We start from the raw sequence: 25,525 nt of genomic DNA on the forward strand, positions 1-25,525 counted from the left end.
CCGAACGACAGGGGTGGGACGAGACGTGGTGACCACGTACGCGCAGGCGCAGGAGACCGCCGAGGACTGGATCAACGCCGGTGTGCCGCGCTCGCTCCAACGCGAGGTGCGGGTCCGGGAGTTCGACCTCGGCTACGTCTGCTGGGCGGTCGACGGCAGCGAGCACGAGGGCGGGGCGGGCAGCGCGCCGCGGCTGGTGATCGCCCGCGACAGCGGGGCCAGCATGCTCTGGCCGCCGCTGCCGATCAACGAGGTGGTCCGGCAGTTCGAGGAGCTGTACGGCACCCCCGCCGAGCCCAACCCGGCCGGCGCCGCCAAGCCGGTGCGCGGGGCGGTCGAGGCGACGTCGTTCCTGCTCAGCCCCCCGCAGTGGCTGCAGGACGCCGGGGCCGCCGCGGTGGCCGCCGAGGCCGCGCAGCTGTCCGCGCCGCCCGCGCCGGTGCCGCCCGCTGCGCCGGTACCGCCCGCTGCGCCGGTGCCGCCCGCGCCGGTGGCGGAAGGTCACTTCACGCCGACCGGCACGCCCGTCCCCGCCGCGCCCGCGCCCGCTCCGGTGGGCGGTCCGTCGACCCCCGTGCCCGGGGTGCCCGTTCCGCAGCCGGGCCCGGTGTCCGGGATGCCCGCGCCGGTCGGTTCGACGCCGCCGTTCCCGCTCGGCGGGCCGTCGACGCCGGTGCCCGGGGTGCCCGTCTCCGGGATGCCGGTGCCGCCGGAGATGCCCGCGCCGGTCGGTTCGACGCCGCCGTTCCCGCTCGGCGGGCCGTCGACGCCGGTGCCCGGCACGCCCGTTCCGCCGGACGGGCCCGCGCCGTCGATCGACTACGCGCCGACCATGCTGGCCACCGACGGCCCGCCCGGGCTGATGGGGCTGCCCGGTGCGCCCGGCACGCCCGCGCACGGGGTGCAGCTCGGCCGGTCCGGTCCGACCGCCCCGCCGCCGCCTCCGCCGAACGACCTGTTGCCGCCCACGGGCGGCCCCGCGCACGCCGGGCTCGGCCGGTCCGGTCCGACCGCCCCGCCGCCGCCCCCGCCGAACGACCTGTTGCCGCCCACGGGCGGCCCCGCGCAGCACCCCGGCGGCCGTGGCGGCCCCGGTGCCCCGCCGCCGCCCGCGCCCGACGGGCTGCGCGGCGACGGCGGAGTGCCGCCCGTCGCTCCGCCGGCTTCGGCGCCCGAGGCTGCCGCGGTCGCGTACCAGGCGACCCAGCTGGCCCCGGCGATCGAGCTGCCGCCGACGGGCGGTCCGATGACGCCGCCGTTCCCGCCGCCCGGTCCGCAGCAGGGCGCGCCGTTCCAGGCCCCGCCGCCGTTCCCCGGCCCGCCGCAGGGCATGCCGCCGCAGGCGCCGGGGCCGTTCCCGGGCGCCCCCGTGCCGCCGCCGCAGCCCGGTCCGGGCTTCCCGCCGCCGCAGCCCGGTCCGGGCTTCCCGCCGCCCGGCCCCGGCCCCGCGCCGGCCGCCCCGGTGCCGCCGCCCGGCGTGCCGACCATCGGCCCCGGCACCACCGCGGTGGTCAACTACCGGGCGCCCGACGGCTCCGAGCGGAGCCTGGTGATGACGTCCGAGCCCGGCACCCCGCACCCGGAGTGGAAGGCGCTTCAGGAGCTGCGCCGGATCGGCGTGCCCGCCGACCAGGTGCTGGAGGTGCACACCGAGCTGGAGCTGTGCGACCTGCCCGGCGGCTACTGCGCCCGGATGGTCAAGGCGTCCTGGCCGAACGCGCGGATCAGCCACACCGCGCCCTACGGCCGGGACACCGCTGCCCGGCAGGCCGGCATGGCGGTGCTGAACGAGCACGTCGAGCAGCTGCACCAGCTGGTGTCCGCGCCGCCGCGCACCCGCACCCAGCGGGTGCCGCTGCCGCCGCCCGGCTCGGTGCCGCCGCTGCCGCCGATGGTGCCGCAGCAGCTGGCCGCCGAACTGGGCCAACTGTTCGGTCCGGGCGTGTTCCGGTTCGAGCAGCGCGCGGTGGCCCGGCAGGGCGTGCCGGACCCGGTCGCGCAGACCCTGATGTGGGTCGGCCTGCCGCGCGAGTTCCCGCCGTTCTTCTGGGCGCAGGCCCAGGAGGGCCGGCCGATCCCGACGCTGGCCGAGCTGGCCGCCGAGCGCGGCCTGCCGCCCGGCCCGGACTTCGGCGGCTATCTGGTGCTCGGCAACGACTACGGCCGGCAGCTGTGCGTCCAGTACGGCACCGCCGCGGTGGTCGCCGTGGACATCGAGAACCCGGCCGAGCCGCCGCGGTTCGTGAACACCGGCGTCCCGGAGTTCGTCCGCTGCCTGACCGTGCTGGCCCGGATGTGGCATCTGCGACACGGCCTCACGCCCGAGCAGGCCGGTCGCTGGACCACGGACTTCCAGGCCCAGCTGCTGGCCGCCGACCCGGCGGCTGTTCACACGCCCGAGAGCTGGTGGGCCGTCCTGGTCGAACAGCTCTGGGACGGGCTCCTTTAGCCCCTTCCGCGCGACCGGTTCGCCCGGTCGCGCGGCGGCGGCCTGTTTGGTTTGCGTTCGTATCTGCGCAAAATAGGTCAATGGGACGGGTCCTCCGTCCCACCGAACCACGCACCCGGCGGGGCTGCGCAGCCCGCGAGCACGAGGAGAACAGCCGAATGAGCGACGCCGTGTCCCAGTACGGCTTCACCGTCTCCCGGCGCGGCTACGCGCCCGAGCAGGTCGAGGCGGCCGTCACCGCGCTCAGCCGCGAACGGGACGAGGCCTGGGAACGCCTCAGCGTGCTCGGCTCCGGCCTGCGGGAGATGGAGAAGCGCCTCGGCGACATCCAGCAGGCCGCCGAGGACGCCCCCGACCCCGACTTCTCCGAGCTCAGCGAGCAGGCCCTGATCCTGCTGCGGATCGCGCAGAACGAGGCCGAGGCGATCCACACCAAGGCCAAGCGCTCCGGCGAGGACGCCCGGGACGCCGCCCACGAGGCCGGCGAGTCCGCCGCCAAGGACGCCAAGCAGTACTCCGCCAAGCAGCGCGAGGACGCCGACCGGTTCGCCCGCAGCACCGAGGAGCGCAGCCGCGCCGAGGCCGAGCGGGTGCGCGCCCAGGCCGACGCCGAGGCCCGCGCCGTGGTGCACGCCGCGACCGGCCACGCCGCCCGGATCCGGGTCTCCGCCGCGGACGCCTCCGAGCGGTCCGAGGTCACGCTCGCCGAGCGCCGCCGCAAGGCCGACACCGAGCTCGCCACCGCCGAGGCCGAGGCCGACGCCGTCGTCGCCAAGATCACCGCGGCCGCCGAGGCCAAGGTCAAGGAGGCCGAGCAGCACCGCGAGGCGATGCTCGCCGAGGCCCGCCGCCTCGACACCCAGGCCCAGGTCAAGGCCGACGCCGAGCTCGCCGCCGCCAAGGAGAAGGCGGCCCGGATCAAGGTCGCCAGCGAGCGCGAGCAGGCCGACTTCACCAAGCGCCTCGACAAGGTCCAGACCCACCTCGACCACATCAAGGGCACCCTGGCCTCCCTCACCGGTGCCGCCGTCGGCGCGATCGAGGAGGAGCCGGAGGACGAGAAGCCGGCCGCCGCGAAGAAGGCCGACCTCGGCAAGGGCCCCGCCGGCTCCGCGACGGTCACCGCCGCCAAGCCGGCCGTCGACCGGCCGACCGCCGTGCTGGGCCGCGTCAAGGACCAGCCGGAGGACACCGCGCCGAAGGCCGCCGACCCGCGCAAGCCCTACACCCCGACCGTGGCCGAGCCCCCGGCGCCGCCCGCCAAGCCCGCCGGCTTCGCCAAGGACCCGCTGCCGCCCAAGCCCGAGACCCCGCCCGCCGCGTCGTCCGAGGCCGCGCGCGAGCCCGAGCCCGTGCCGGTCGCTGCGCCCGGGTCCGCGACGGCGCCGGCCGGTTCTGCGGCCGCCCCGGCCGGTTCTTCGACGACCGGTTCTGCGACGGCCCCGGCCCCGGCCGGGTCCGAGACGGCGCCGGAGGCGGAGACCCGGATCGTGCCCAAGATCGTCATCGTCGACGACGGCCTGAACCACGACACCCGCCCGAACCGCGACCGCATTCAGCGCCGGGGCTGAGGCCCGCGTCGCGAGCACACGAGAACACCTCCGCCCTCTCACTCGGGGCGGAGGTGTTCTGCGTTCTCCGGTCAGCCCAGGAGGCTCTCGCCGATCCAGCCGCCGGGCGCGCAGCCGGGCGGGATCGCGAAGACGGCGGACCCGATCGGGGTGGTCCACTGGTTGAGCAGGTCGGACGCGGCGAGGGCGCGCTGGATGGGCAGGAACTGTTCGGCGATGTCCCGCTGGAAGGACGCGAACAGCAGACCGGTGTCGGGGGTGCCGTCCGCGGCCGGGGCGTCGTCGTAGTTGAACGGGCGGCGGAAGATGCGCTGCCGGGGGTCGCTCACGTGGGCGCGCCGTACGTGGGCGAATTCGGAGATCACCGGCAGGCCGAAGTCGTCCCGGGCCTCGAAGTCGGGCGGGTCCGTCTCGGCGGCGCCGGTGAGCGGGGCACCGGTGGCGAGGGTCCGGCCGACGCTGAACTCCTTGGCCCTGGTGTCGGCGGCGTCCCAGGTCTCCAGCTCCATCCGGATGCGCCGCAGCACCATGGTGGTGCCGCCGCGCAGCCACTCGGGGCCGTTCTCGGTCCACACCGCCCGGCCGAAGACGTCGCTGCCGGTGGCCGGGTTGACGGTGCCGTCGATCTGGCCCATCAGGTTGCGCTGGGTGGTGGCGTCGTCCTGGACGCCGCGGCCCCGGCGGAAACCGCGCTGCGCCCAGCGCAGCCGGGCGAACGTGCGGGCGTCCTTGATCAGCATCCGCTGGGCGTGCGCCACGGTGAGCGGGTCGTCGGCGCAGATCTGGATCAGCAGGTCGCCGCCGCACCAGTGGTCCTGGAGCCGGTCGATGGAGAACACCGGCAGGGGCTGGAGCGAGGCGGGCCGCCGGTCGTCGAGCCCGGCGGCGGTGAAGAAGCCCGGGCCGAACCCGAAGGTGACGGTCAACCGGGCCGGCAGCTCGGCGAGTTCGGCCTCGGTGTCGGCGAGCGCCGGCTCGCCCCGGGTGAGCCGTACGGCGTCGTCGGTGAGGATCCGCATCATCCGGCCCAGGGCCGCCCGGTCGGTTCCGCCGTCGAGGTCGAAGCCGAGGAACACGGCGTGCGCCTGGGCGGGGGTGTCGATCCCCGCCTGGTGCGGCCCGTGGAACGGGATCTGCTGGACGCCGTACGCGGGCGGCTGCGACCGGTCGTCGCCGGGTCGGCGGGGGCCGTCGCCCACGGCGGCGCCGACACCGGCTCCGGCCAGCGCCCCGCCGAGGGCGAGCGCGCCGCCGGCCAGCAGGCGGCGGCGGCCGACCTCGGCGGTGGCGGTGGGGCTCGTGTCCATGGCGGGATCAGCCCTTCGTCATACCGGAGTTGTAGTCCTCCTTGGCGCCCGCGAACGCCTTGGCGACGGCGGTGAACTTCACCGTCCGGCCGTCGTCGAGGGTCAGCGTCACGGTGACTTCGTCGCCCGGCTTCACCGGCTTGGTCAGGCCCATCAGCATGATGTGGTCGGCGCCCGGCTTGAGTTCGTGGCTCGCGCCCGCCGGGATCTCGAAGCCGCCCGCCTTCTGGCGCATGGTGGGCTTGCCGTCCACGTCCGCGACCTCGTGCAGCTCGGTCTTCTCCGACACGGTCGAGGTGCCGGACACCACGGTGACCTTGCCGCCCGTGGTGTTGACCAGGGTGCCGAACACGCCGGTCATCTCGGAGTCGGCGGCCTTCACCCACGGGTCCTTGACCGTCACGGGCGCCGCGTCGGCCGTGACGGCGGCGCTCGGCGAGGCCTTCTCCGCGGACGAGCCGCCGGAGCCGCAGGCGACCAGGGCGGTGAGGGCTATCGCCCCGACCGCGGTGACGGCGACGAGGCGGCGCAGACGGTGGGAGCGGCCCGGGACGGTGGTGGTGGTCGACATGGGATGCATCGGCTTTCGGCTCGGTCGCGGGGTCGTTGCGTCCCGCAGTTACCGCAGTGGTCGGGCCGGGCGTCCGGGAAGTTCCCGGCACATCGTGGGAACTTCCCTCCCGCCGGCGCCGACCACTGGGAGGTGAAGCCCCGAGCCCTCTCCCGCCCGGCGGTGCTGCCGTTCCTCGCCGCACTGCTGCTGGCCGCGCTGTCCGTCCTGGTCTCCGCGCCCCGGGCGGCCGCGCATGCGCAGCTGCTCGACTCCAGCCCGGCCGCGGACTCCGTGACGGCCGAGTCGCCGACCTCGATCACGCTGAGCTTCGACAGCCCGGTGCAGGCGGGCTACACCACCGTCGCGGTGCTCGGCACCGACGGGACGTCGTACACCGACGGCGTGCCGACGGTGACCGCCCGCGAGGTGCAGCAGCAGGTCACCCGCCTGCCCAGGGGCGCGATCCAGGTGGTCTGGCGGGCCGTCGCCGCCGACGGCGCGCCGCTCCAGGGCCGCTTCACCTTCACCAACGACGACCGGGCCGCCCCCGTCCAGCCGCCGCCGCGACCGTCGGCCGCACCGGCCGCCCAGGCCGCCCCGGTGGGCACGGTCGGCGCGGGCGAGGCCGCTGACTGGCCGTGGTGGGCGGCGGCCGGCGGGCTGTCGGTCGTGGCGGTGGTCGTGGTGGCCGTCCTGGTGCGCCGGCCGTCCCCGGAGCAGTAGCCCGTCACAGCACCTCGACGGTCGCCCCCGTCAGGCGGCGGCGGCAGTCCAGCACGTACTGGGCGTGGGCGGTGACGGCGTCGTAGTCGAACTCGTCGTGGTCGGCGAGCAGGATCACCGCGTCGGCGGCGGCGAGTTCCTCGGGGGTGGCTTCGACGCGGTGGACGGTGGCGAGCGGGCCCGCGTCGTGGTCGGGGGCGCTCCGGCCGGGGACGTGGGGTTCGGCGATGTGCACGCCGGCGACCACGTGCGGGTCGGCGGCGCGGACGTCGGCGCCCTGGCGGGTGAGGAGTTCGACGATCCGGGCGGCCGGGGTCTCACGGGCGTCGCCGGTGTTCTTCTTGTAGGCCAGGCCGAGCAGCAGCACCCGGGAGCCGTTCACGCTGCGGCGGCGCCGGTTGAGGGCGTCGGCGAGGCGGCGGACCACGTAGTCCGGCATGTGGCTGTTGACGTCGTTGGCGAGCTCGACGAACCGGAACGACTGGCCGAGGGCGCGCTCCACCCGCCAGGACAGGTACGACGGGTCGATCGGCAGGCAGTGGCCGCCGACGCCCGGGCCGGGGGTGAAGCGCAGGAAGCCGAACGGCTTGGTGGAGGCCGCGTCGATGGCCTCCCAGACGTCGATGCCGAGGTCGTGCGCGAACATCGCCAGCTCGTTGACCAGCGCGATGTTGACGTGCCGGAAGGTGTTCTCCAGCAGCTTGGTCAGCTCGGCCTCCTTGCAGGAGGAGACCGGCACGGTGCGCTCCACCAACTGCCCGTAGAAACCGTCGACGGCCGCGAGCCCCTCCGGCGTGGTGCCGGAGACCACCTTCGGGGTGTTCTCCAGCTTCCACTGCGGGTTGCCGGGGTCGATCCGCTCCGGGCTGTACCCGAGGTGGAAGTCCGTGCCGGCCCGCAGTCCGGAGCCGGCCTCCAGCAGCGGGGCGAGCAGCTCCTCGGTGGTGCCCGGGTAGGTGGTGGACTCCAGCACCACCGTCGCCCCGCGCTTCAGGTGCCGGGACAGCAGCCTCGCGGACGCCTCGATGAACGACAGGTCCGGCACCCCGTCCCGCAGCGGCGTCGGCACGGTGATCACCGCGATGTCGAAGCCCGCCACGTCGCCCGGATCGGCGGACGGCAGGTAGCGCCCGCCGTCCAGCAGCGGCCGCAGCCGCTCGCCCGGGATGTCCTCGACGTACGACTCGCCGACCGCGAGCCGCTTGATCCGGCGCTCGTCCACGTCGTACCCGACGACCTGGTGCCCCACTTCCGCGGCGCGGACCGCGAGCGGGAGACCGACATAGCCCTGACCTGCGATGACGACACGCATGACGAACCCAACCCCCTGGAAAAGACCCGGTGTCCCCACACCTTCTTCACATGAGAGTACGGAGCCTCGGCCGCCGCGCGTGGCGCTTCGCGGGAAGTGGTCCGGCCCGGAGCACGCCGACGCCGAGATCTCGCGGCGCCCGCCCCAGGCGGACGCCGCGAGTCCCGGCGTGAGTGGCACGGGCGCCCCCACCCAGGGTCGCCCGGCCTTCGCACTCCCGACCCCCATCGAGGTGCGATCGCGCCTCCACAGCCATCCCCCACGGTTGGATGCGGCCTGCGCTGCACACCATCCTGCGCGGCCACCATGGACGGACAGTGACAGGAGTGTGTCGGCTGCATGATCTCTGGACGAGCCTGTACGAATGCCGGTAAGTCGCCCAGGCCCGCCGGTCCGGGACGCCACGCCACGTGCGGGGCCCCCGCGCGGCGTAGGCTGGACACCCCCCGGGCGCACCGCGTTCCGGGACTGTCGCGCTGCCCCGGCCCTCTGCTGCCGGGCCACTCCCCGCCGTGGAGAACTTGACGTATGAGCCTGTCCGGACTGCTCGATGTCGTCGTACGGGACGCCGCCCTCGCCGAGGCGATCGAAGCGGCGGCCACGGGGCACAGGCAGCACCTCGACCTGGTCGGCCCGCCCGCCGCCCGGCCGTTCGCGATCGCGGCGCTGGCCCGCTCGCTGGCCGCCCGGGCCGGCGAGAGCGGCCGCCCGGTGCTGGCGGTGACCGCCACCGGCCGGGAGGCCGAGGACCTCGCCGCCTCGCTGCGCTCCCTGCTGCCGCCCGACGCGGTCGCCGAGTTCCCGGCCTGGGAGACGCTGCCGCACGAGCGGCTCTCCCCGCGCTCGGACACCGTCGGCCGCCGCCTCGCCGTGCTGCGCCGGATCGTCCACCCCCGGGCCGACGACCCCGCCGCGGGGCCGGTGCAGGTGGTGGTCGCCCCCGTGCGCAGCGTGCTCCAGCCGCAGGTGAAGGGCCTGGCCGAGCTGGAGCCGGTGGCCCTGCAGCGCGGTGAGCAGCACGACCTGGAGGAGGTCGCCCGCAAGCTCGCGGCCGCCGCCTACGCCCGGGTCGAACTGGTCGAGAAGCGCGGCGAGTTCGCCGTCCGCGGCGGCATCCTGGACGTCTTCCCGCCGACCGAGGAACACCCGCTGCGGGTGGAGTTCTGGGGCGACGACGTCGAGGAGATCCGCTACTTCAAGATCGCCGACCAGCGGTCGCTCGAAATCGCCGAGCACGGACTGTGGGCGCCGCCCTGCCGTGAACTGCTGCTGACCGGCGAGGTGCGTGCCCGGGCTGCCGAACTGGCCGCCCGGCACCCGGAGTTGGGCGAGATCCTGGACAAGATCGCGCAGGGGATCGCGGTCGAGGGCATGGAGTCGCTGGCCCCCGTGCTGGTCGACGACATGGAGCTGCTGCTCGACGTGCTGCCCACCGGCTCGATCGCGGTGGTCTGCGACCCCGAGCGGGTCCGCACCCGGGCCGCCGACCTGGTCGCCACCAGCCAGGAGTTCCTGGCCGCGTCCTGGGTGGCCGCCGCCGCGGGCGCCGACCGGCCGATCGACCTGGAGGCGATCGACGTCTCCGCCGCGTCGCTCCGGCCGCTGGCCGACGTGCGCGAGCACGCCGCCGGGATCGGGCTGCCCTGGTGGTCGGTCAGCCCGTTCGCCACCAGCGACTCGACCGTCTCCGAGATCCTTGAATTCGACGCCGACACACTGACGTTGGGCATGCACGCCGTCGAGGCGTACCGGGGCGACACCGCGCGGGCGATCTCCGACGCCCGGGAGCGGCTGGCCGCCGACTGGCGCGTGGTGCTGGTGACGGAGGGCCACGGCCCGGCCGCCCGGCTGGCCGAGGTGCTCGGCAACGAGGGCATCCCGGCCCGGCTGGTCGCCGACCTCGGCGAGGCCCCGACCCGGGACGTCGTGTACGTCTCCTGCGGCTCGATCGAGCACGGCTTCGTCGACGAGGCCCTCAAGCTCACCGTGATCACCGAGACCGACCTGTCCGGCCAGAAGTCCTCCACCAAGGACATGCGCCGGATGCCGTCCCGCCGCCGCAACGCCATCGACCCGCTGGCGTTGGCCGCCGGCGACTACGTGGTGCACGAGCAGCACGGCGTCGGCCGGTACGTCGAGATGGTGCAGCGCACCGTGCAGGGCGCCACCCGCGAGTACCTGGTGCTGGAGTACGCGCCCGCCAAGCGCGGCCACCCCGGCGACCGGCTGTTCGTGCCCACCGACCAGCTCGACCAGGTCACCAAGTACGTCGGCGGCGAGGCCCCGACGCTGCACCGCCTCGGCGGCGCGGACTGGGCCAAGACCAAGCAGCGCGCCAAGAAGGCCGTCAAGGAGATCGCCGCCGACCTGATCAAGCTGTACTCGGCCCGGATGGCCGCCCCCGGCCACGCCTTCGGCCAGGACACCCCCTGGCAGCGGGAGTTGGAGGACGCCTTCCCGTACGCCGAGACGCCCGACCAGCTGACCACCATCGGCGAGGTCAAGTCGGACATGGAGAAGTCCGTCCCGATGGACCGGCTGATCTGCGGCGACGTCGGCTACGGCAAGACCGAGATCGCGGTGCGGGCGGCCTTCAAGGCCGTGCAGGACGGCAAGCAGGTGGCAGTGCTGGTGCCGACCACCCTGCTGGTGCAGCAGCACTTCTCGACCTTCGCCGAGCGGTACGCGAACTTCCCGGTGAACGTGAAAGCGCTTTCCCGCTTCCAGACCGACACCGAGGCGAAGGCCGTCCTGGAGGGCCTGTTCGAGGGCTCGGTGGACGTGGTCATCGGAACGCACCGGCTGTTCTCCTCGGAGACCCGGTTCAAGGACCTCGGCCTGGTCATCGTCGACGAGGAGCAGCGCTTCGGCGTCGAGCACAAGGAGCAGCTGAAGAAGCTGCGGGCCAACGTGGACGTGCTCACCATGTCCGCCACCCCGATCCCGCGCACCCTGGAGATGGCGGTCACCGGCATCCGCGAGATGTCCACGATCACCACCCCGCCGGAGGAGCGTCACCCCGTCCTGACCTTCGTCGGCCCGTACGACGAGAAGCAGATCGCCGCCGCGATCCGGCGCGAACTGCTGCGCGAGGGACAGGTCTTCTACATCCACAACCGGGTCGAGTCGATCGACAAGGCGGCCGCGCGGCTCAAGGACCTGGTGCCGGAGGCCCGGGTCGCCACCGCGCACGGACAGATGGGGGAGACCCAGCTGGAGAAGGTCGTCGTCGACTTCTGGGAGAAGGAGTTCGACGTCCTGGTCTCCACCACCATCGTCGAGTCCGGCATCGACATCTCCAACGCCAACACCCTGATCGTCGAGCGCGGCGACACGTTCGGGCTCTCGCAGCTCCACCAGCTCCGCGGCCGGGTCGGCCGAGGCCGTGAGCGCGGCTACGCGTACATGCTGTACCCGCCGGAGAAGCCGCTCACCGAGACCGCGCACGAACGCCTCGCCACCATCGCCCAGCACACCGAGATGGGCGCCGGCATGTACGTCGCCATGAAGGACCTGGAGATCCGCGGCGCGGGCAACCTGCTCGGCGGCGAACAGTCCGGCCACATCGCGGGCGTAGGCTTCGACCTCTACATGCGGATGGTCGGCGAGGCCGTCGCGGACTTCCGCCAGTCGCTGGAGGCCGGCGGCGGCGAACCGGAGGAGGAGCCGCTCGAAGTCAAGATCGAGCTGCCGGTCGACGCGCACGTCCCGCACGACTACGCCCCCGGCGAGCGGCTGCGGCTCCAGGCGTACCGCTCGATCGCGGCGGTCAACTCGGAGGACGACATCGTCCAGGTCCGCGAGGAGCTGACGGACCGTTACGGCAAGCTCCCCGAGCCGGTGGAGAACCTCCTGCTGGTGGCCGGCCTGCGACTGTTCGCCCGCCGCTGCGGCATCGGCGACATCACCCTGCAGGGCAACTTCGTCCGCTTCGGCCCGGTCGACCTGCGCGAGTCCCAGCAACTGCGGCTGAACCGGCTCTACCCCCGCACCCAGATCAAGTCCGCCGCCCAGCAGCTCCTGGTCCCGCGCCCCAGCTCGGGCGGCCGGATCGGCGGCAAGCCGCTGGTGGGGCGGGAGTTGCTGTCGTGGTCCACGGAGTTCCTGAGCACGATGTTCGACGACCTCAAGCGGTAGCGCGGAGGGACGCGGAGAGCACAAGCAGGATCGCCCGGGGTACCCCGGGCGAAGCCGAGCGGGCGGAACCGCGCGCAGCGGACGGCACCCCACCGCAGGACCGCGACGCAGGGCAACGACCTGCGCGTGATCGCGGCCCTGCGGACCGGACGTGCGCCTGTCGCGCGGTTCTCCCCCCGCCCCGGCGGGCCGGGCGGCGCCCCCACGGGCCCCCGGTTCCGCACCCGAGCAGCTCTCCCCGCGCCCCTGATGCTTCTCCGGTGTGCGTGGGGTCTGGCACCCCGGGGCGGGGCTCCCTATTGTTCGTCCCAGCCACGTACGCACCACCGGAAAGCGCTCCATCGACCAGGAGGCCCCAGTGATCCGCACCAGCTCCGTCCGACGACTTCGCGCCGCCATCGGCGTGGCGGTCGCCGCCGCCGCGCTCACCGCCTGCGGCGGGGCGCCGGCACACCAGGGCGCCGCCGCCGTGGTCGGCGACGAGCGGATCACCATCGCCGAGGTGCAGGCCAGAATGTCGGCGGTCCGCGAGGGCGGCACCGCGCAGGCCGGCGCCCCGGCGGCCAACGAGCAGCCCGGGCTGGCCCGGCACGCCGTCAACGACCTGATCCTCGACAAGGTCATCGCCCGGGCCCTGACGGAGCGCCGGCTGACGGTCGAGGCGAGCGAGATCGGCACCGCCCGGACCGCGGACAGCCGCACCGTGGGCGGCGACGCCAAGCTGGCCGAACTGCTGCGGGTCAAGCAGGGCGTCCCGGCGAACGGGATCGACGACTTCTACCGCCAGCAGCTGGGCCTCGCCAAGCTGGCCGACGGCCAGGACCCGGCCGGCCCCGCCGGCGACGCCGCGATCCGCAAGGCCCTGGTGGACGCGGGGACCGCCCTGCACATCAAGGTCAACCCGCGCTACGGGACGTGGGACACCGCCCGGATCGGACTCACCGACACCACCGACAACTGGCTGCCGATGAACGTCCGCCCGCTCTGACCGGAGGCCGGCCGCGCTCAGTACGGGTACGGCTGGCACAGCGGCAGCTCGCAGCCGCCGCCCCAGGACGTGTCGCCCGCCCGCACCACCGTCGACGGCCCGGACTGCGCGGCCGCGACGACAGCGGGCGCCGCGCCGGCCAGCGCGAGCAGCAGACCGGCGAACGCGACGGTACGGGCGAAACGCTTCATGGCGGAGTCCTCCTGGGAACGGGAAGAATGAAGGGATCTCGGCGCCGGAGCCCCGATCCGGGGCTCCGCGCCTGGAACCAGCATGGCGAGCGCCGGGTGCCCGAACCATTGCGCGGCCACCTCACCAACTGCTCTGGCAGCAAGATGACCGGGGGACGAAAATGGACCTGTCGGCCCAAACTCCGTGCACCGGAGCCGAGTTCGTACCGGACCCGGCCGACGCCGCCGCGTACGCCTGGGTGCTGGAGAACGGCCGCCTCGACGCCGCCGCCCTCGCCGGACACTTCACCTGCCAAGGACTCGACCCGGCCGACGCCGCCGACGCCCTGGGCCGGCTGACCGCCTGGCAGCTCCTCCAGCCCGACCCCGCCGACGCCGGACGCTGGCGGGCGATGCCCCCGCAGGCCGCGATCGCCGCCCTCGCCGCCCCCGTCGAGGCCGCGATCCAGCGCAGCCGCGCCGACCTGGCCGAACGCCAGGCCCAGGTGGCCGGCTTCCTGTCCCACTACCAGGCCGCGCGGGAAACCGTCGGCAGCACCGGTGAGATCGAGGTGATCGCCGACCTGCTGAACGTCCGCGCCGCGCTCGACCGGGCCTCCGCCGAGTGCCGCAGCGAAGTGATCACCAGCCAGCCCGGCGGCGGCTCCCGGGTGCCCGACGCGATGGAGGAAGCCCTCCGCCGCGACCGCGCCCTGCTCGGCCGCGGCGTCCGGATGCGCACCCTGTACCACCACACCGCGCGCTTCAACGGCCCCAGCCAGGCCTACGTGGAGGCCGCGACCGCGCTCGGCGCCGAATACCGCACGGCGCACGAGCTGTTCGGCCGGCTCATCGTCTTCGACCGCGAACTCGCCTTCCTGCCCCTCAGCGACGGCAGTTGGGGCGCACTGGTGGTCCGCCAGGAAGCGATGCTCGCCTACCTCTGCGGCATCTTCGAGCAGGCCTGGTCGCTCGCCCGCCCGTTCGCCGCCGCGGCCGAGGACGGCCTCGAACAGGTCTCCCAGGAACTCGACCGCACCATCGTCCGGATGCTCGCCGCCGGCCTCAAGGACGAGGCGATCGCCCGCCGCCTCGGCATGTCGCTGCGCACCGCGCGTCGCCACATCGCCGACATCATGGTCGAGTTGGGCGCCGAGAGCCGCTTCCAGGCGGGCGTGGCCGCCGCACGGGCCGGCCTGCTCGACGACTGACCGCGTGTCACGCGGTCCCGTTACCGGCAGCCCGTTACCGGCAGCCCGTTACCGGCAGCCCGTTACCGCCGCCCCGGGACCGTCATCGCGTGACTGTCGGTCAACTCCCGTGCCCCGCAGTATGGATGTCAGCGGGGCACACCGGGCCCCACCGGACAGCGGGAACGGGGGTGGCGCAGTGCAGTGGGGACAGGACGAGGACCGTCCGACCGACCCGGAGCACGAGGTCGTCGCCTTCCTGAACCGCCGCCTCGGCACCGGCCCGGCCCTGCTGTGGACCGAGGGCCGCAGCCCGTCGGGCGCCGACCACTGGGCCGAGACCCTGCGCCACCGTCTCGGCCGCCCCGTGGAGCCCGCCCCGAGCCGGCCCGTCCGGCGGCTCGCGGCGGCGGAGGGCAGCAGCCTGCTGCTCTTCCAGCACCGCGGCGGAAGCCGGGTCCGACCCGCCGGTGCCGGGGCCCACCCGGGCGTCCGGCTGCTCTCCGGCCACTGGCTGCTGCTGCCCCCGGGCTGCGGCTGCGACCTCCAGTGCCGGCCCGGGGCCGAACCCCTGGCCCTGCGGATCCCGACCGCCTGACCTCCACGCCGCGCCGCGGGGCGAAGCACGCCCCGGAGAGCCCGATTCATCCCGATTCATCCACCCCGGAGAAGGAGCCCCGTCATGGGTGTTCAGAGCACCGAGTCCGCGTCGAAGTTCGCCGCGCTGGCCCGCCGGGCCGCGCTGTCGGTGGCCGTCGCCGCCGCCGTGGGCGGTGCGGTGTTCGCGCCGGCCGCCTCCGCCCAGGCCGCGACCGCCGGCCACACGACGCCGCAGAAGATCTGCCCGGGCCCCGACGGCTGCTTCCCCGACGCCATCTGACCCACCGCCCCGTCCCCGTCAAGTCCCGTTTCTCGAAGAGGAGTTCTGCCATGGGTGTTCAGAGCACCGAGTCCGCGTCGAAGTTCGTTGCGTTGGCCCGTCAGGCCGCGCTGTCGGTGGCGGTCGCCGCCGCTGTGGGTGGTGCGGTGTTCGCGCCGGCTGCCTCCGCCCAGGCGGCGACGGTGTCGCACCTGAGCGCCGGGCATGTGACGCCGGACCGCTGCCAGGAGTGCCACCCCGACGTCATCTGATCGACCGCCCCGTCCCCGTCAAGTTCCGTTTCTCGTAGAGGAGTTGTGTCATGGGTGTTCAGAGCACCGAGTCCGCGTCGAAGTTCGTTGCGTTGGCCCGTCAGGCCGCGCTGTCGGTGGCGGTCGCCGCCGCTGTGGGTGGTGCGGTGTTCGCGCCGGCCGCCTCCGCCCAGGCGGCGACGGTGTCGCACCTGAGTGCCGGGCATGTGACGCCGGACCGCTGCCAGGAGTGCCACCCCGACGTCATCTGATCGACCGATCGCCCCGGGGCGCCGTCGGCACTGTCGCTGCCGGCGCCCCGCGTCAGACCCCAACTTCCCCGTCCCGCACGGACATCGGAGAGGAACTCGCCATGGACTGGCTGGCACGCTGCGTCGACGACCCCGAGACCTTCCTGCGCGAGCACTGGCGCCGGGGCCCGGTGGTGCTCCGCCCCCTCGATCCGCCCACCGAAGTGCTCACCGTGCAGGGGCTGTTCGACATCATCGACACCGGCACGCTGCGCAACCCGTACGCCGGCCTGTTCACCGCCGAGGGGGCCGTGCCGGAGGAGGAGTACTGCCCGCCGCGGGTGATCGCCGGCCGGGCGCTGGACGGGTGCCTCGACCCGGCGCGGGTGCGGGCACTGATCGAGGACCGCAACGCCACGCTGCAGCTGCGCTACCTCAACCACTGGAACCCGGAGGTGCGGGCGCTCACCACCGGCCTGTCCGAGAGCCTGGGCCGGCTCACCGAGGCGTTCATGTTCTACTCGCAGCCCGGCCGGCACGGCCCGGTGCACCGCGACGAGGGCGACATCCTGGTCGTCCAGCTCAGCGGCCACAAGCACTGGCAGGTGTACGGCGGGCCGACCGACCCCGACTGGCAGCCGGTCCGCGAGCCGGAGCCGGGCCCGTGCCTGCTGGACACCGTCGTCCACCCCGGCGAGGTGCTGTACGTGCCCAACGGCTACGCCCACACCGCCCGCGCCACCGAGGACGGCCCCTCGCTGCACCTGACGATCGCACTGCGCGAGGCCTGCACCGTCCACCTGCGGACCCAGCTGAGCACCCTGCTCGCCGCGGGCCTCGAACTGCCCGCCCGTCCGCACGGCGAGGACGACCTGCTGGAGACCGGCGCGCACCTGCTCGACCACCTGCGCACCCGGATCGCCACCGCCGACCCCGCCGAGCTGGTCGCCGCCGCCCGCCACGCCGCGTACAGCAGCCGCCCCACCGCCTGAGCCACCGCCCGAGCAGACCGCACCCGAGGGAGACCCGACCATGACCGAGACCTGGCTGAGCCGCTTCGTCGCGGACGAGGAGCAGTTCCGCACCGAGCTGTGGCGCACCACCCCCGCCGTGCTGCGCCCCGCGCACCCGCCGGTGGACGTGCTGCCCGCCGCCGAACTCGACCGGCTGCTCGACCACGGCCTGCTGCAGGTGCCGTACCTGGGCCTGGTGCAGCGCGACGCCCACCTGCCCGCCGAGCGGTTCTGCCCGCCCCGGGTGGTGCTCGGCGAAGTGGTCAGGGGGTACGCCGACGGCGCGGCCGTGCGGGCGCTGATCCGGGACGAGCGGGCGACGCTGCTGCTGCGCTACGTCGACCAGTGGCACGACGGGGTGCGCACGCTGGCCCGCGGCCTGGCCGCCGAGCTCGGCCGGCCGGTCGAGGCGTTCTGGTTCCACACCCCGCCCGGCACCCAGGGCCGCCCGGTGCACCGCGACGACGCGGACGTGCTGGTGGTGCAGATCTCCGGGGCCAAGCGCTGGTGGGTGCACGGCGGGCCCGCGGACGGCAACTGGGTGCCCGACCGGGAGGACGGCGACCCGGGCGAGGTGCTGCTCGACACCGTGCTGCGGCCGGGCGAGGTGCTGTACGTGCCGCGCGGGTTCGCGCACCGCGCCCGCGCCGAGGAGGGCGCGCCGTCCACCCACCTGTCGCTGACCGTTCGGGAGGCGGCCAGCGCCAACCTGTACACCGTCGCGCAGAGCCTGCTGACCGACAGCCTCGCCCTGCCGGGCCGCCCGCTGGACGACGCCGCGCTCACCGCGGCCGCCACCGCGCTGATCGAGCACGCCGCCGCGCTGCTGGCCGAGCTGACCCCCGCGGACCTGCTGGCCGTCACCCGCCAGATCATGCTGCAGCCCGCGGCGTGACCGGGAAAACCGCTGGTCCACCCCGCACCGCGGCGCTGTAGGTTCGGAACCGTGGACACTCCGAAGCTGATCCTGCTCACCACCACCCACCGCGTCGCCCCCGGCCTGCTCGCCTGGCCCGCCTGGGAGGCCCTCCGTTCGGCGCCCGCGGTGCTGGTCGGCACCGCCGACCACCCGCAGCTGCCCGCGCTGCGCGCCGCCGGCGTCGAGCCCCGGGTGATCGAACGGGGCACCGCCCCGGCGCTGGCCCGGCAGCTGCTCGCCGAGGCCCCCGCGGTGTGGCTGGAGAGCCCGGACGGCGACCCGGGGCTGACCGACGCGCTGGCCCGGATCGCGGTGGAGGAGGCCGGCGAGCACCCGGAGATCGAGGTGCTGCCGGGCTCGTACGACCTGCCGGGCGCCCGGCTGCTCGACCTGGTCTCGGTGATGGACCGCCTGCGCTCGCCCGGCGGCTGCCCGTGGGACGCCGAGCAGACCCACCGGAGCCTGGTGAAGTACCTGGTCGAAGAGGCGTTCGAACTGGTCGAGGCGATCGAGGAGGACGACCGGCCGACCCTCCGCGAGGAGCTCGGCGACGTGCTGCTCCAGGTGTTCTTCCACTCCCGGATCGCCGAGGAGCACGGCGAGGACCCGTTCTCCATCGACGACGTGGCGGGCGACATCGTCGAGAAGCTGATGTACCGCCACCCGCACGTGTTCGGCGACGTCGACGTCCGGGACTCCGCCGAGACGGAGGCCAACTGGGAGCAGCTGAAGGCCGCCGAGAAGCAGCGCGAATCGGTGCTGGACGGCGTGCCGGCGGGCCTGCCCGCACTGGCCTACGCGGCGAAGCTGGTCTCCCGGGTGCGCCGGGCGAAGTTCACCGGCGTGCCGGACGCGCCGTACGAACTGCCCGCCGAGCTCACCGCCGAGTCGGCCGGCGACCTGCTGCTGGCGGTCGCCCAGCGCGGCTACGACCAGGGTGTGGACGTGGACGCGGCGCTGCGGGCGGCGGCCCGGCGCTACCGCCGGTCGGTGCGGGCCGCGGAGGGCCTGCCCGGAACGGACTGACCGGGCCTCAGCTCGCCAGCGGGACGTCCGTGACGGGGCGGCGCCGGGCCGGGACGACCTCGCCGATCGCCTCGCCGACCAGCGCCAGCACCTCGGCCAGCGGGTCGAGGTGGCCCGTCAGCTCGTCGAGCTGGACGATCCGCTCGCCGTCCGGGCCGGCCACGGCGAACAGGTCGATCGGACCGAGGTGCTTGGCGGCGGTGTCGACCAGCGCCGCGATGTCGGCAGGGTGGTGGATGTCACCGGACACCCCGACCACCGGGCAGCCGGGGCGGTCGAGTTCGGCCGCCAGGTCCTCGGCGACACCGGGCCGGAGGTCGGCGATGAGCAGGCCGGCGGCTCCGGCGGCGGAGAACCGGCGGGCCAGGTCGGCCCCCTCGCCTCCGTCGAGCACCGCGATGACCACCACTGCACCGGCTACTCGCATGGTCTGCTCCCCTCTCAGAGCGAACCGCGGACGGTCCGCACGCCGCCCACTGTGGTTCATGCGGAGGATCGTAGGCTCGCCCCGATACTCCGCAACAGCAATTACCCGCCAGGTGACCAGACTCACGCGACGGCGGTTCCAGATACGGTCAAGACATGCCAGATCAGCCCCACGCCGCCCACCCGCAACTCTTCACCTGGGAGTTCGCGGCCGACCCGTACCCGGCGTACGCCTGGCTGCGGGAGCACTCCCCGGTGCACCGCACCACGCTGCCCAGCGGCGTGGAGGCCTGGCTGGTCACCCGGTACGCGGACGCCCGGCAGGCGCTGGCCGACTCCCGGCTCTCCAAGAACCCTGCCCACCACAGCGAACAGGCACACCGCACCGGCCGGGTGGGCATCCCGGGCGAGCGGCAGGCCGACCTGATGACCCACCTGCTGAACATCGACCCGCCGGACCACACCCGGCTGCGCCGCCTGGTGTCGAAGGCGTTCACGCCGCGCCGGGTCGCCGAGTTCGAACCGCGGGTGCAGCAGCTCACCGACCGCCTGATCGACTCCTTCGCGGCCCGCGGCGAGGCCGACCTGATCCACGAGTTCGCCTTCCCGCTGCCGATCTACGCGATCTGCGACCTGCTGGGCGTCCCGCCCGAGGACCAGGACGACCTGCGGGACTGGGCCGGCATGATGATCCGCCACACCGGCGGCAAGCGCGGGGGAGTGGGGCGGGCCGTCAAGCAGATCCGCGGGTACCTCGCCGACCTGATCCACCGCAAGCGGGCCGACCTCGGCGACGACCTGATCTCCGGCCTGATCCGGGCCAGTGACCACGGCGAGCACCTGAGCGAGAACGAGGCCGCGGCGATGGCCTTCATCCTGCTGTTCGCCGGCTTCGAGACCACCATCAACCTGATCGGCAACGGGGTCTACGCCCTGCTGCGCAACCCGGACCAGCGCACCCTGCTCCAGGACTCGCTGGCCCGCGGCGAGTCCGGGCTGCTGGAGACCGGCATCGAGGAACTGCTGCGCTACGACGGCCCGGTGGAGCTGGCGACCTGGCGGTTCGCCACCCGGCCGCTGAGCATCGGCGGGGTGGACATCCCGGTGGGCGATCCGGTGCTGGTGGTGCTGGCGGCGGCGGACCGCGACCCGGCCCGGTTCTCCGACGAGAACACCCTGGACCTGGCCCGCGCGGACAATCCGCACCTCGGTTTCGGACATGGCATCCACTACTGCATCGGTGCGCCGCTCGCCCGGCTCGAAGGGCAGCGCGCGATCGGCACACTGCTCACCAGGCTGCCGGATCTCCGACTTGCCGCCGACCCGGCCGAACTCCGTTGGCGGGGCGGGCTGATCATGCGCGGGCTGCGCGAGCTCCCGGTCTCCTTCACGCCCCGCTGACCCGGTTTCGACCGCTGCCGCCCCGCTCCTGCACGGAAGCGTCAACTGCCTTGGCAGGGGCGCGTGGTGCGCCCCCGGGCCGGGCAAATTCGGACATACATGGACGGTTTGTGTACGAGAAGTGAAGGTCAGTAATTTCGACGTGATACCGGTGATATGAGCTTGTGATTGCTCGTCAGCTCTGCTTACTCTCCGATTTGCCCGCAGCTGTGGGCCCCGAACGCGGCACGCCGAGTCCTGTCCGCCGCGCCCTCGGGACACCGACCAGGAACTCGGACAGGAGCGGGGGAACCAGGTGTGAACGCCGTAGCAGTTCCGACGGCTTGGGGTGAAGCCGCCCGGGAGCGGACGCAGTCGCGTCCCGCCTCCCCGGCGGCCGGGCCAGCCTCCCGGTCCGAACCCGACAGCTCACCTCGCAGGCGTGCGGAGAGGAAGTTCCATGCTGTTCACCGGTACTGGCCGCCACCGCCGTAGCACCAAGGCCGAGAAGGTCGTCGCCGCCGCCGGCGTGGCGTCCGTGGGCCTGGCCCTGCCGCTGCTGTCCGCCACCGGGGCGCACGCGGCCTCCGCCGACGTCTGGGACCGGGTGGCCCAGTGCGAGAGCGGCGGCAACTGGGCCATCAACACCGACAACGGGTACTTCGGCGGCCTCCAGTTCTCCTCCTCCACCTGGCGCGCCTACGGCGGCGGCGACTACGCGTCCCGCGCCGACCGGGCCAGCCGCGCCGAACAGATCGCGGTGGCCGAGCGGGTGCTCGCCTCCCAGGGCCCCGGCGCCTGGCCGGTCTGCTCGGCCAAGGCCGGTCTGACCAAGGGCGGCAGCAGCTCCTCCCAGGACACCGCCTCCCGCTCGCAGCAGCGCTCCACCGCGCCGCAGCAGCAGTCGACCAAGGCGGCCAAGACGCCGAAGGCTCAGCAGCAGGCCCCGAAGGCCCAGCAGCCGCAGCAGGGCTACAAGACCCCGAAGCCGGCCACCACGCAGCAGGCCGTCGGCGGGAAGTACACCGTGCAGCAGGGCGACACGCTGTCCGGGATCGCCGCCGCCCGGAACCTGTCCGGCGGCTGGGAGCAGCTGTTCCGCGCGAACCAGGGCGTGATCGGCGCCGACCCCGACCTGATCGTCCCCGGCCAGGAGCTGGCGATCTGACGCCCGCCGTCCGGGCCCGGCAGGGCTGACGATCCGTCCGTTCCGGGCGCGCGCCGCGCAGTTCGCGCCGCCCGGAACGGCCCGTCGGCGGGCAAACAGGTGAACTACCAGTGAGTAGCCGGGCCACACGGTGAGACGGGGCCCGGCCCGGCGTGGCCGTGGGCATGTCTGCGGCTAGGCTCTGGGCGTAACGACCACACATCCGCTTCCGCTAGGAGATGCCTCGTGCCGTCCATTGATGTCGTCGTAGCCCGTGAGATCCTCGACTCCCGCGGCAACCCCACGGTCGAGGTCGAGGTCGGTCTCGACGACGGCAGCACCGGTCGTGCGGCTGTCCCGTCGGGTGCCTCCACCGGTGCCTTCGAGGCGCTGGAGCTCCGCGACGGCGACAAGAACCGCTACTTCGGCAAGGGCGTCGAGAAGGCCGTCCTCGCCGTCATCGAGCAGATCGGCCCGGAGCTGGTCGGCTACGACGCCACCGAGCAGCGCCTGATCGACCAGGCCATGCTCGACCTGGACGCCACCCCGGACAAGTCCTCGCTCGGCGCCAACGCCATCCTGGGCGTCTCGCTCGCCGTCGCGCACGCCGCCTCCGAGGCCAGCGACCTGCCGCTGTTCCGCTACCTGGGCGGCCCGAACGCCCACGTGCTGCCGGTCCCGATGATGAACATCCTCAACGGCGGCTCGCACGCGGACTCCAACGTCGACATCCAGGAGTTCATGATCGCCCCGATCGGCGCGGAGTCCTTCTCCGAGGCCGTCCGCTGGGGCGTCGAGGTCTACCACACCCTCAAGGGCGTGCTGAAGGAGCGCGGGCTCTCCACCGGCCTGGGCGACGAGGGCGGCTTCGCCCCGAACCTGGACTCCAACCGCGAGGCCCTGGACCTCATCACCGAGGCCATCAAGAAGGCCGGCTACACCCCGGGCAAGGACGTCGCGCTCGCCCTGGACGTCGCCGCGTCCGAGTTCTACAAGGACGGCGCCTACCAGTTCGAGGGCAAGGCGCTCTCCGCCGCCGACCTGATCGCGTACTACGCCGAGCTGGTCGCCGACTACCCGCTGGTCTCCATCGAGGACCCGCTGGACGAGTCCGACTGGGACGGCTGGAAGGCCATCACCGACAAGCTGGGCGACAAGGTCCAGCTGGTCGGCGACGACCTGTTCGTCACCAACCCGGAGCGCCTGCGCAAGGGCATCGAGACCGGCACCGCCAACGCGCTGCTGGTGAAGGTCAACCAGATCGGCTCGCTGACCGAGACCCTGGACGCCGTCGAGCTGGCCCAGCGCAACGGCTACCGCTGCATGATGTCGCACCGCTCCGGCGAGACCGAGGACGTCACCATCGCCGACCTCGCCGTCGCCACCAACTGCGGCCAGATCAAGACCGGCGCCCCGGCCCGCTCCGAGCGCGTCGCCAAGTACAACCAGCTGCTGCGCATCGAGGAGATCCTCGACGACGCCGCGGAGTACGCCGGCCGCGGCGCGTTCCCCCGGTTCCGCTCTGCGGACAAGTAGGCACGGCAACGGCTGACGAGTACTGCCGCCTGTTGTGACCGGTGCCCCGGCCTCCACCGCGTAGGGTGGGCCGGGGCACCGGCATGCGCAGGAGGGGCGACCAGATGGCCAAGTGGAGGATCCCCGGACTGGCGGCGCGCCCGCGCTTCACCAGCCGGGCCACCGTGCTGGTGCTCGTGCTGTGCTCACTGGTGGCGATACTCGCCTACCCGGCCCGGCAGTACATCGCGCAGCGCGGTGAGATCGCCGACCAGCGCGCCAAGGCCGACCACGCCCGCCAGCAGGTCGACGAGCTGCGCCGGGCCAGGGCCCGCTGGCAGGACCCGGAGTACATAAAGGCCCAGGCCCGGGAACGGCTGCACTACGCGCTGCCGGGCGAGACCCCGTTCGTCTCGGTCGCCCCGCCGCCCGCGCCGGGAGAGAAGCAGTCCGGGTCGGACGCCACCGGACACCCCAAGGCCGCCCGCCCCTGGTACTCCGCCTTCTGGGACTCGGTGGACGCCGCCGACACCGCACTCGCCGCACCGCCCGCCGCCCCCTGATCCCCGCCCTCCACCCGCCCCCACCTGACGAACAGACTGCTGATGAGCAACCAGAACCCTCCTGTCTCCGACCACGACGTCGCGGCCATCGCCGCCCAGCTCGGCCGGGTGCCGCGCGGGCTGCGCGCCGTCGCCCACCGCTGCCCGTGCGGCAACCCGGACGTGGTGGAGACCGCGCCCCGGCTGCCCGACGGCACGCCGTTCCCGACGCTCTACTACCTGACCTGCCCCAAGGCCGCCTCGCTGATCGGCACCCTGGAGGCGGACGGCGTGATGAAGGAGCAGTCCGCCCGCCTCGCCGAGGACCCGGAGCTCGCCGCCGCGTACCGGGCCGCGCACGAGGACTACATCGCCCGCCGGGACGCCATCGAGGTGCTGGAGGGCTTCCCCAGCGCCGGCGGCATGCCCGACCGGGTCAAGTGCCTGCACGTGCTGGTCGGCCACTCGCTGGCGGCCGGCGAGGGCGTCAACCCGCTCGGCGACGAGGCGATCGGGATGCTGGAGGACTGGTGGGCCAAGGGCCCCTGCGTCAGCCCCGAGGAGGTCGAGGCGGCCGGTGACCGGGTCGCCCGCAACCGGGCCAAGGCCGAGGACCACGCCGCGGTGATCGCGGCCAAGGAGGCGCTGACCGCCGAGCGCGCGGCCAAGAAGGCAGTGGAGAGCGAGGAATCGTGAGCACGACCCGGGTCGCCGCGATCGACTGCGGCACCAACTCGATCCGCCTGCTGATCGCCGACCTGGACCCGGAGACCGGCGAGATCGTCGACCTGGACCGGCGGATGCTGATCGTCCGGCTCGGCCAGGGCGTGGACCGCACCGGCCGGCTGCACCCCGAGGCGCTGGCCCGCACCTTCGCGGCCTGCCGCGAGTACGCGGAGATCATCGCCGCGCACGGCGTCGGCCCGGAGCGGATCCGGATGGTCGCCACCTCGGCTTCCCGGGACGCCGAGAACGCCGCCGAGTTCACCGCCGGCGTCAAGGAGATCCTCGGCATCACCCCGAGCGTGGTCAGCGGCGACGAGGAGGCCCGGCTGTCCTTCACCGGCGCCACCCGCGAGCTGCTCGGCGGCCCGCACCGCCCGCCCTACCTGGTGTTCGACCTGGGCGGCGGCTCCACCGAGTTCGTGCTCGGCGAGCAGGACGTCCGGGCGGCGCACTCGATGGACATCGGCTGCGTGCGGATGACGGAGCGTCACTTCGCGAGCGGGCAGCCCACCGAGGAGCAGATCGCCGCCGCCCGGGTCGACATCCGGGCCGCGCTGGACGCCGTCGAGCGGAGCGTCCCGCTGACCGGGGGCGCCACCCTGGTCGGCCTGGCCGGCACCGTGACCACGGTCGCCGGGATCGCGCTGGAACTGCCCGGCTACGACTCCGAGCGGATCCACCACGCGGTGCTGACCGTCCAGCAGGTCCGGGACACCGCCGAGTGGCTGCTGCACTCCTCGCACGCCGAGCGGGCCGCCGTCCCCGTGATGCACCCCGGCCGGGTCGACGTGATCGCGGCCGGCGCGCTGGTCCTGCTGGAGATCATGGAGCGCACCGGCGCCGCCGAGCTGCTGGTCTCCGAGCACGACATCCTCGACGGCATCGCCTGGTCGATCGCCTGATCCGGGTGCGCCGGGAGGCCCGGAACGGGTCTCCCGGCGTGTCGCCGGAAGAAGCTTCGTGAATTTCTTCACATGGCGATCGGGCCTTTCGGCCCAGCGAGGTGATCGGTTCGTCCGATATGTGGGACCGAAGGCGTCCGGGGCGGGTGGTTCATGGGATCGCAGGCA

Annotated in this window: 23 protein-coding genes, 1 pseudogene and 1 riboswitch; of the genes and pseudogenes, 19 read left to right on the plus strand and 5 right to left on the minus strand. The window is 73.9% G+C overall.

Features of this window, described 5'->3' with window-relative positions; translation table 11 throughout:
• Positions 1-25: 25 nt before the first annotated feature.
• Positions 26-2,449 carry an SUKH-4 family immunity protein gene (locus tag ACIQF6_RS10925; protein WP_400892852.1) on the plus strand — a complete coding sequence of 808 codons (2,424 nt, stop codon included), beginning with the start codon at positions 26-28 and terminating at the stop codon, positions 2,447-2,449.
• Between the two features lie 158 nt (positions 2,450-2,607).
• The gene (locus tag ACIQF6_RS10930; protein ID WP_400892854.1) at positions 2,608-4,020 is read left to right on the plus strand and encodes a hypothetical protein; all 1,413 of its coding nucleotides are present in this window, start codon (positions 2,608-2,610) and stop codon (positions 4,018-4,020) included.
• Positions 4,021-4,091: 71 nt separating this feature from the next.
• Here ACIQF6_RS10930 and ACIQF6_RS10935 read toward each other — a convergent pair whose 3' ends face one another.
• Complete coding sequence (locus tag ACIQF6_RS10935) at positions 4,092-5,327, minus strand: Dyp-type peroxidase (protein WP_400892856.1); 1,236 nt, start codon at positions 5,325-5,327, stop codon at positions 4,092-4,094.
• Positions 5,328-5,334: 7 nt separating this feature from the next.
• Entirely contained in the window at positions 5,335-5,898 is a 564-nt protein-coding gene (locus ACIQF6_RS10940; protein WP_400892858.1) for a copper chaperone PCu(A)C, read from the minus strand.
• Between the two features lie 132 nt (positions 5,899-6,030).
• Here ACIQF6_RS10940 and ACIQF6_RS10945 point away from each other — a divergent pair, with 132 nt between their 5' ends.
• On the plus strand, positions 6,031-6,603 hold the full coding sequence (locus ACIQF6_RS10945; RefSeq protein ID WP_400892861.1) for a copper resistance protein CopC: 573 nt from the start codon (positions 6,031-6,033) through the stop codon (positions 6,601-6,603).
• A 4-nt stretch (positions 6,604-6,607) separates the two neighbouring features.
• On the opposite strand, the gene ACIQF6_RS10950 is transcribed toward ACIQF6_RS10945, so the two are convergent.
• A complete protein-coding gene (locus ACIQF6_RS10950; protein ID WP_400892863.1) occupies positions 6,608-7,915 on the minus strand; it encodes a nucleotide sugar dehydrogenase in 1,308 nt (435 codons plus the stop codon).
• Between the two features lie 528 nt (positions 7,916-8,443).
• Between ACIQF6_RS10950 and mfd the strand changes: the two genes are divergently transcribed.
• Together mfd and ACIQF6_RS10960 are read left to right on the plus strand one after the other, a co-directional pair.
• On the plus strand, positions 8,444-12,052 hold the full coding sequence (gene mfd / locus ACIQF6_RS10955) for a transcription-repair coupling factor (RefSeq protein ID WP_400892865.1): 3,609 nt from the start codon (positions 8,444-8,446) through the stop codon (positions 12,050-12,052).
• 358 nt (positions 12,053-12,410) lie between these two features.
• Positions 12,411-13,040: a SurA N-terminal domain-containing protein gene (locus ACIQF6_RS10960; RefSeq protein WP_400892868.1), complete on the plus strand. Its 630-nt coding sequence runs from the start codon at positions 12,411-12,413 to the stop codon at positions 13,038-13,040.
• Between the two features lie 17 nt (positions 13,041-13,057).
• Here ACIQF6_RS10960 and ACIQF6_RS10965 read toward each other — a convergent pair whose 3' ends face one another.
• Positions 13,058-13,231 (minus strand): hypothetical protein, encoded by a 174-nt coding sequence (locus ACIQF6_RS10965; protein ID WP_400892870.1) that lies wholly within the window; start codon positions 13,229-13,231, stop codon positions 13,058-13,060.
• Between the two features lie 161 nt (positions 13,232-13,392).
• On the opposite strand from ACIQF6_RS10965, the gene ACIQF6_RS10970 reads away from it, so the two are divergent.
• From ACIQF6_RS10970 to ACIQF6_RS11005, 8 genes are all read left to right on the plus strand, one after another.
• The gene (locus tag ACIQF6_RS10970; RefSeq protein WP_400892872.1) at positions 13,393-14,421 is read left to right on the plus strand and encodes a response regulator transcription factor; all 1,029 of its coding nucleotides are present in this window, start codon (positions 13,393-13,395) and stop codon (positions 14,419-14,421) included.
• Positions 14,422-14,599: 178 nt separating this feature from the next.
• The gene (locus tag ACIQF6_RS10975) at positions 14,600-14,998 is read left to right on the plus strand and encodes a hypothetical protein (protein WP_400892874.1); all 399 of its coding nucleotides are present in this window, start codon (positions 14,600-14,602) and stop codon (positions 14,996-14,998) included.
• A gap of 84 nt (positions 14,999-15,082) precedes the next feature.
• A complete protein-coding gene (locus ACIQF6_RS10980; RefSeq protein WP_400892876.1) occupies positions 15,083-15,280 on the plus strand; it encodes a hypothetical protein in 198 nt (65 codons plus the stop codon).
• Between the two features lie 50 nt (positions 15,281-15,330).
• Positions 15,331-15,531, plus strand: a complete 201-nt coding sequence (locus tag ACIQF6_RS10985) for a hypothetical protein (RefSeq protein WP_400892879.1) — start codon at positions 15,331-15,333, stop codon at positions 15,529-15,531.
• A gap of 50 nt (positions 15,532-15,581) precedes the next feature.
• Positions 15,582-15,782: a hypothetical protein gene (locus tag ACIQF6_RS10990; protein ID WP_400892879.1), complete on the plus strand. Its 201-nt coding sequence runs from the start codon at positions 15,582-15,584 to the stop codon at positions 15,780-15,782.
• A gap of 101 nt (positions 15,783-15,883) precedes the next feature.
• Complete coding sequence (locus ACIQF6_RS10995) at positions 15,884-16,753, plus strand: JmjC domain-containing protein (protein ID WP_400892882.1); 870 nt, start codon at positions 15,884-15,886, stop codon at positions 16,751-16,753.
• Between the two features lie 40 nt (positions 16,754-16,793).
• Positions 16,794-17,669, plus strand: a complete 876-nt coding sequence (locus ACIQF6_RS11000; protein WP_400892886.1) for a JmjC domain-containing protein — start codon at positions 16,794-16,796, stop codon at positions 17,667-17,669.
• A 51-nt stretch (positions 17,670-17,720) separates the two neighbouring features.
• Positions 17,721-18,719, plus strand: a complete 999-nt coding sequence (locus ACIQF6_RS11005) for a MazG family protein (protein ID WP_400892888.1) — start codon at positions 17,721-17,723, stop codon at positions 18,717-18,719.
• Positions 18,720-18,726: 7 nt separating this feature from the next.
• Here ACIQF6_RS11005 and ACIQF6_RS11010 read toward each other — a convergent pair whose 3' ends face one another.
• A complete protein-coding gene (locus ACIQF6_RS11010; protein WP_400892890.1) occupies positions 18,727-19,146 on the minus strand; it encodes an SDR family NAD(P)-dependent oxidoreductase in 420 nt (139 codons plus the stop codon).
• Positions 19,147-19,301: 155 nt separating this feature from the next.
• Here ACIQF6_RS11010 and ACIQF6_RS11015 point away from each other — a divergent pair, with 155 nt between their 5' ends.
• The 6 genes and pseudogenes from ACIQF6_RS11015 to ACIQF6_RS11040 all read left to right on the plus strand — a co-directional run bounded on the left by ACIQF6_RS11015 (position 19,302) and on the right by ACIQF6_RS11040 (position 25,357).
• The gene (locus ACIQF6_RS11015; protein WP_400892892.1) at positions 19,302-20,546 is read left to right on the plus strand and encodes a cytochrome P450; all 1,245 of its coding nucleotides are present in this window, start codon (positions 19,302-19,304) and stop codon (positions 20,544-20,546) included.
• A gap of 252 nt (positions 20,547-20,798) precedes the next feature.
• Positions 20,799-20,982, plus strand: a riboswitch (cyclic di-AMP (ydaO/yuaA leader).
• Between the two features lie 3 nt (positions 20,983-20,985).
• Positions 20,986-21,693 carry a transglycosylase family protein gene (locus ACIQF6_RS11020; RefSeq protein WP_400892894.1) on the plus strand — a complete coding sequence of 236 codons (708 nt, stop codon included), beginning with the start codon at positions 20,986-20,988 and terminating at the stop codon, positions 21,691-21,693.
• 225 nt (positions 21,694-21,918) lie between these two features.
• Positions 21,919-23,208: a phosphopyruvate hydratase gene (gene eno, locus ACIQF6_RS11025; protein ID WP_380467468.1), complete on the plus strand. Its 1,290-nt coding sequence runs from the start codon at positions 21,919-21,921 to the stop codon at positions 23,206-23,208.
• 104 nt (positions 23,209-23,312) lie between these two features.
• Positions 23,313-23,750, plus strand: coding sequence for a septum formation initiator family protein (locus ACIQF6_RS11030; RefSeq protein WP_400892897.1), 438 nt, complete (start codon positions 23,313-23,315; stop codon positions 23,748-23,750).
• Between the two features lie 42 nt (positions 23,751-23,792).
• Positions 23,793-24,287: pseudogene (locus ACIQF6_RS11035) on the plus strand (DUF501 domain-containing protein); the annotation flags it as partial.
• Between the two features lie 134 nt (positions 24,288-24,421).
• Positions 24,422-25,357: an exopolyphosphatase gene (locus ACIQF6_RS11040; protein WP_400892900.1), complete on the plus strand. Its 936-nt coding sequence runs from the start codon at positions 24,422-24,424 to the stop codon at positions 25,355-25,357.
• The last annotated feature ends 168 nt before the right edge of the window (positions 25,358-25,525 follow it).

It is taken from the genome of Kitasatospora sp. NPDC092948 (assembly GCF_044754805.1).
In the GTDB taxonomy this organism is placed as follows: domain Bacteria; phylum Actinomycetota; class Actinomycetes; order Streptomycetales; family Streptomycetaceae; genus Kitasatospora.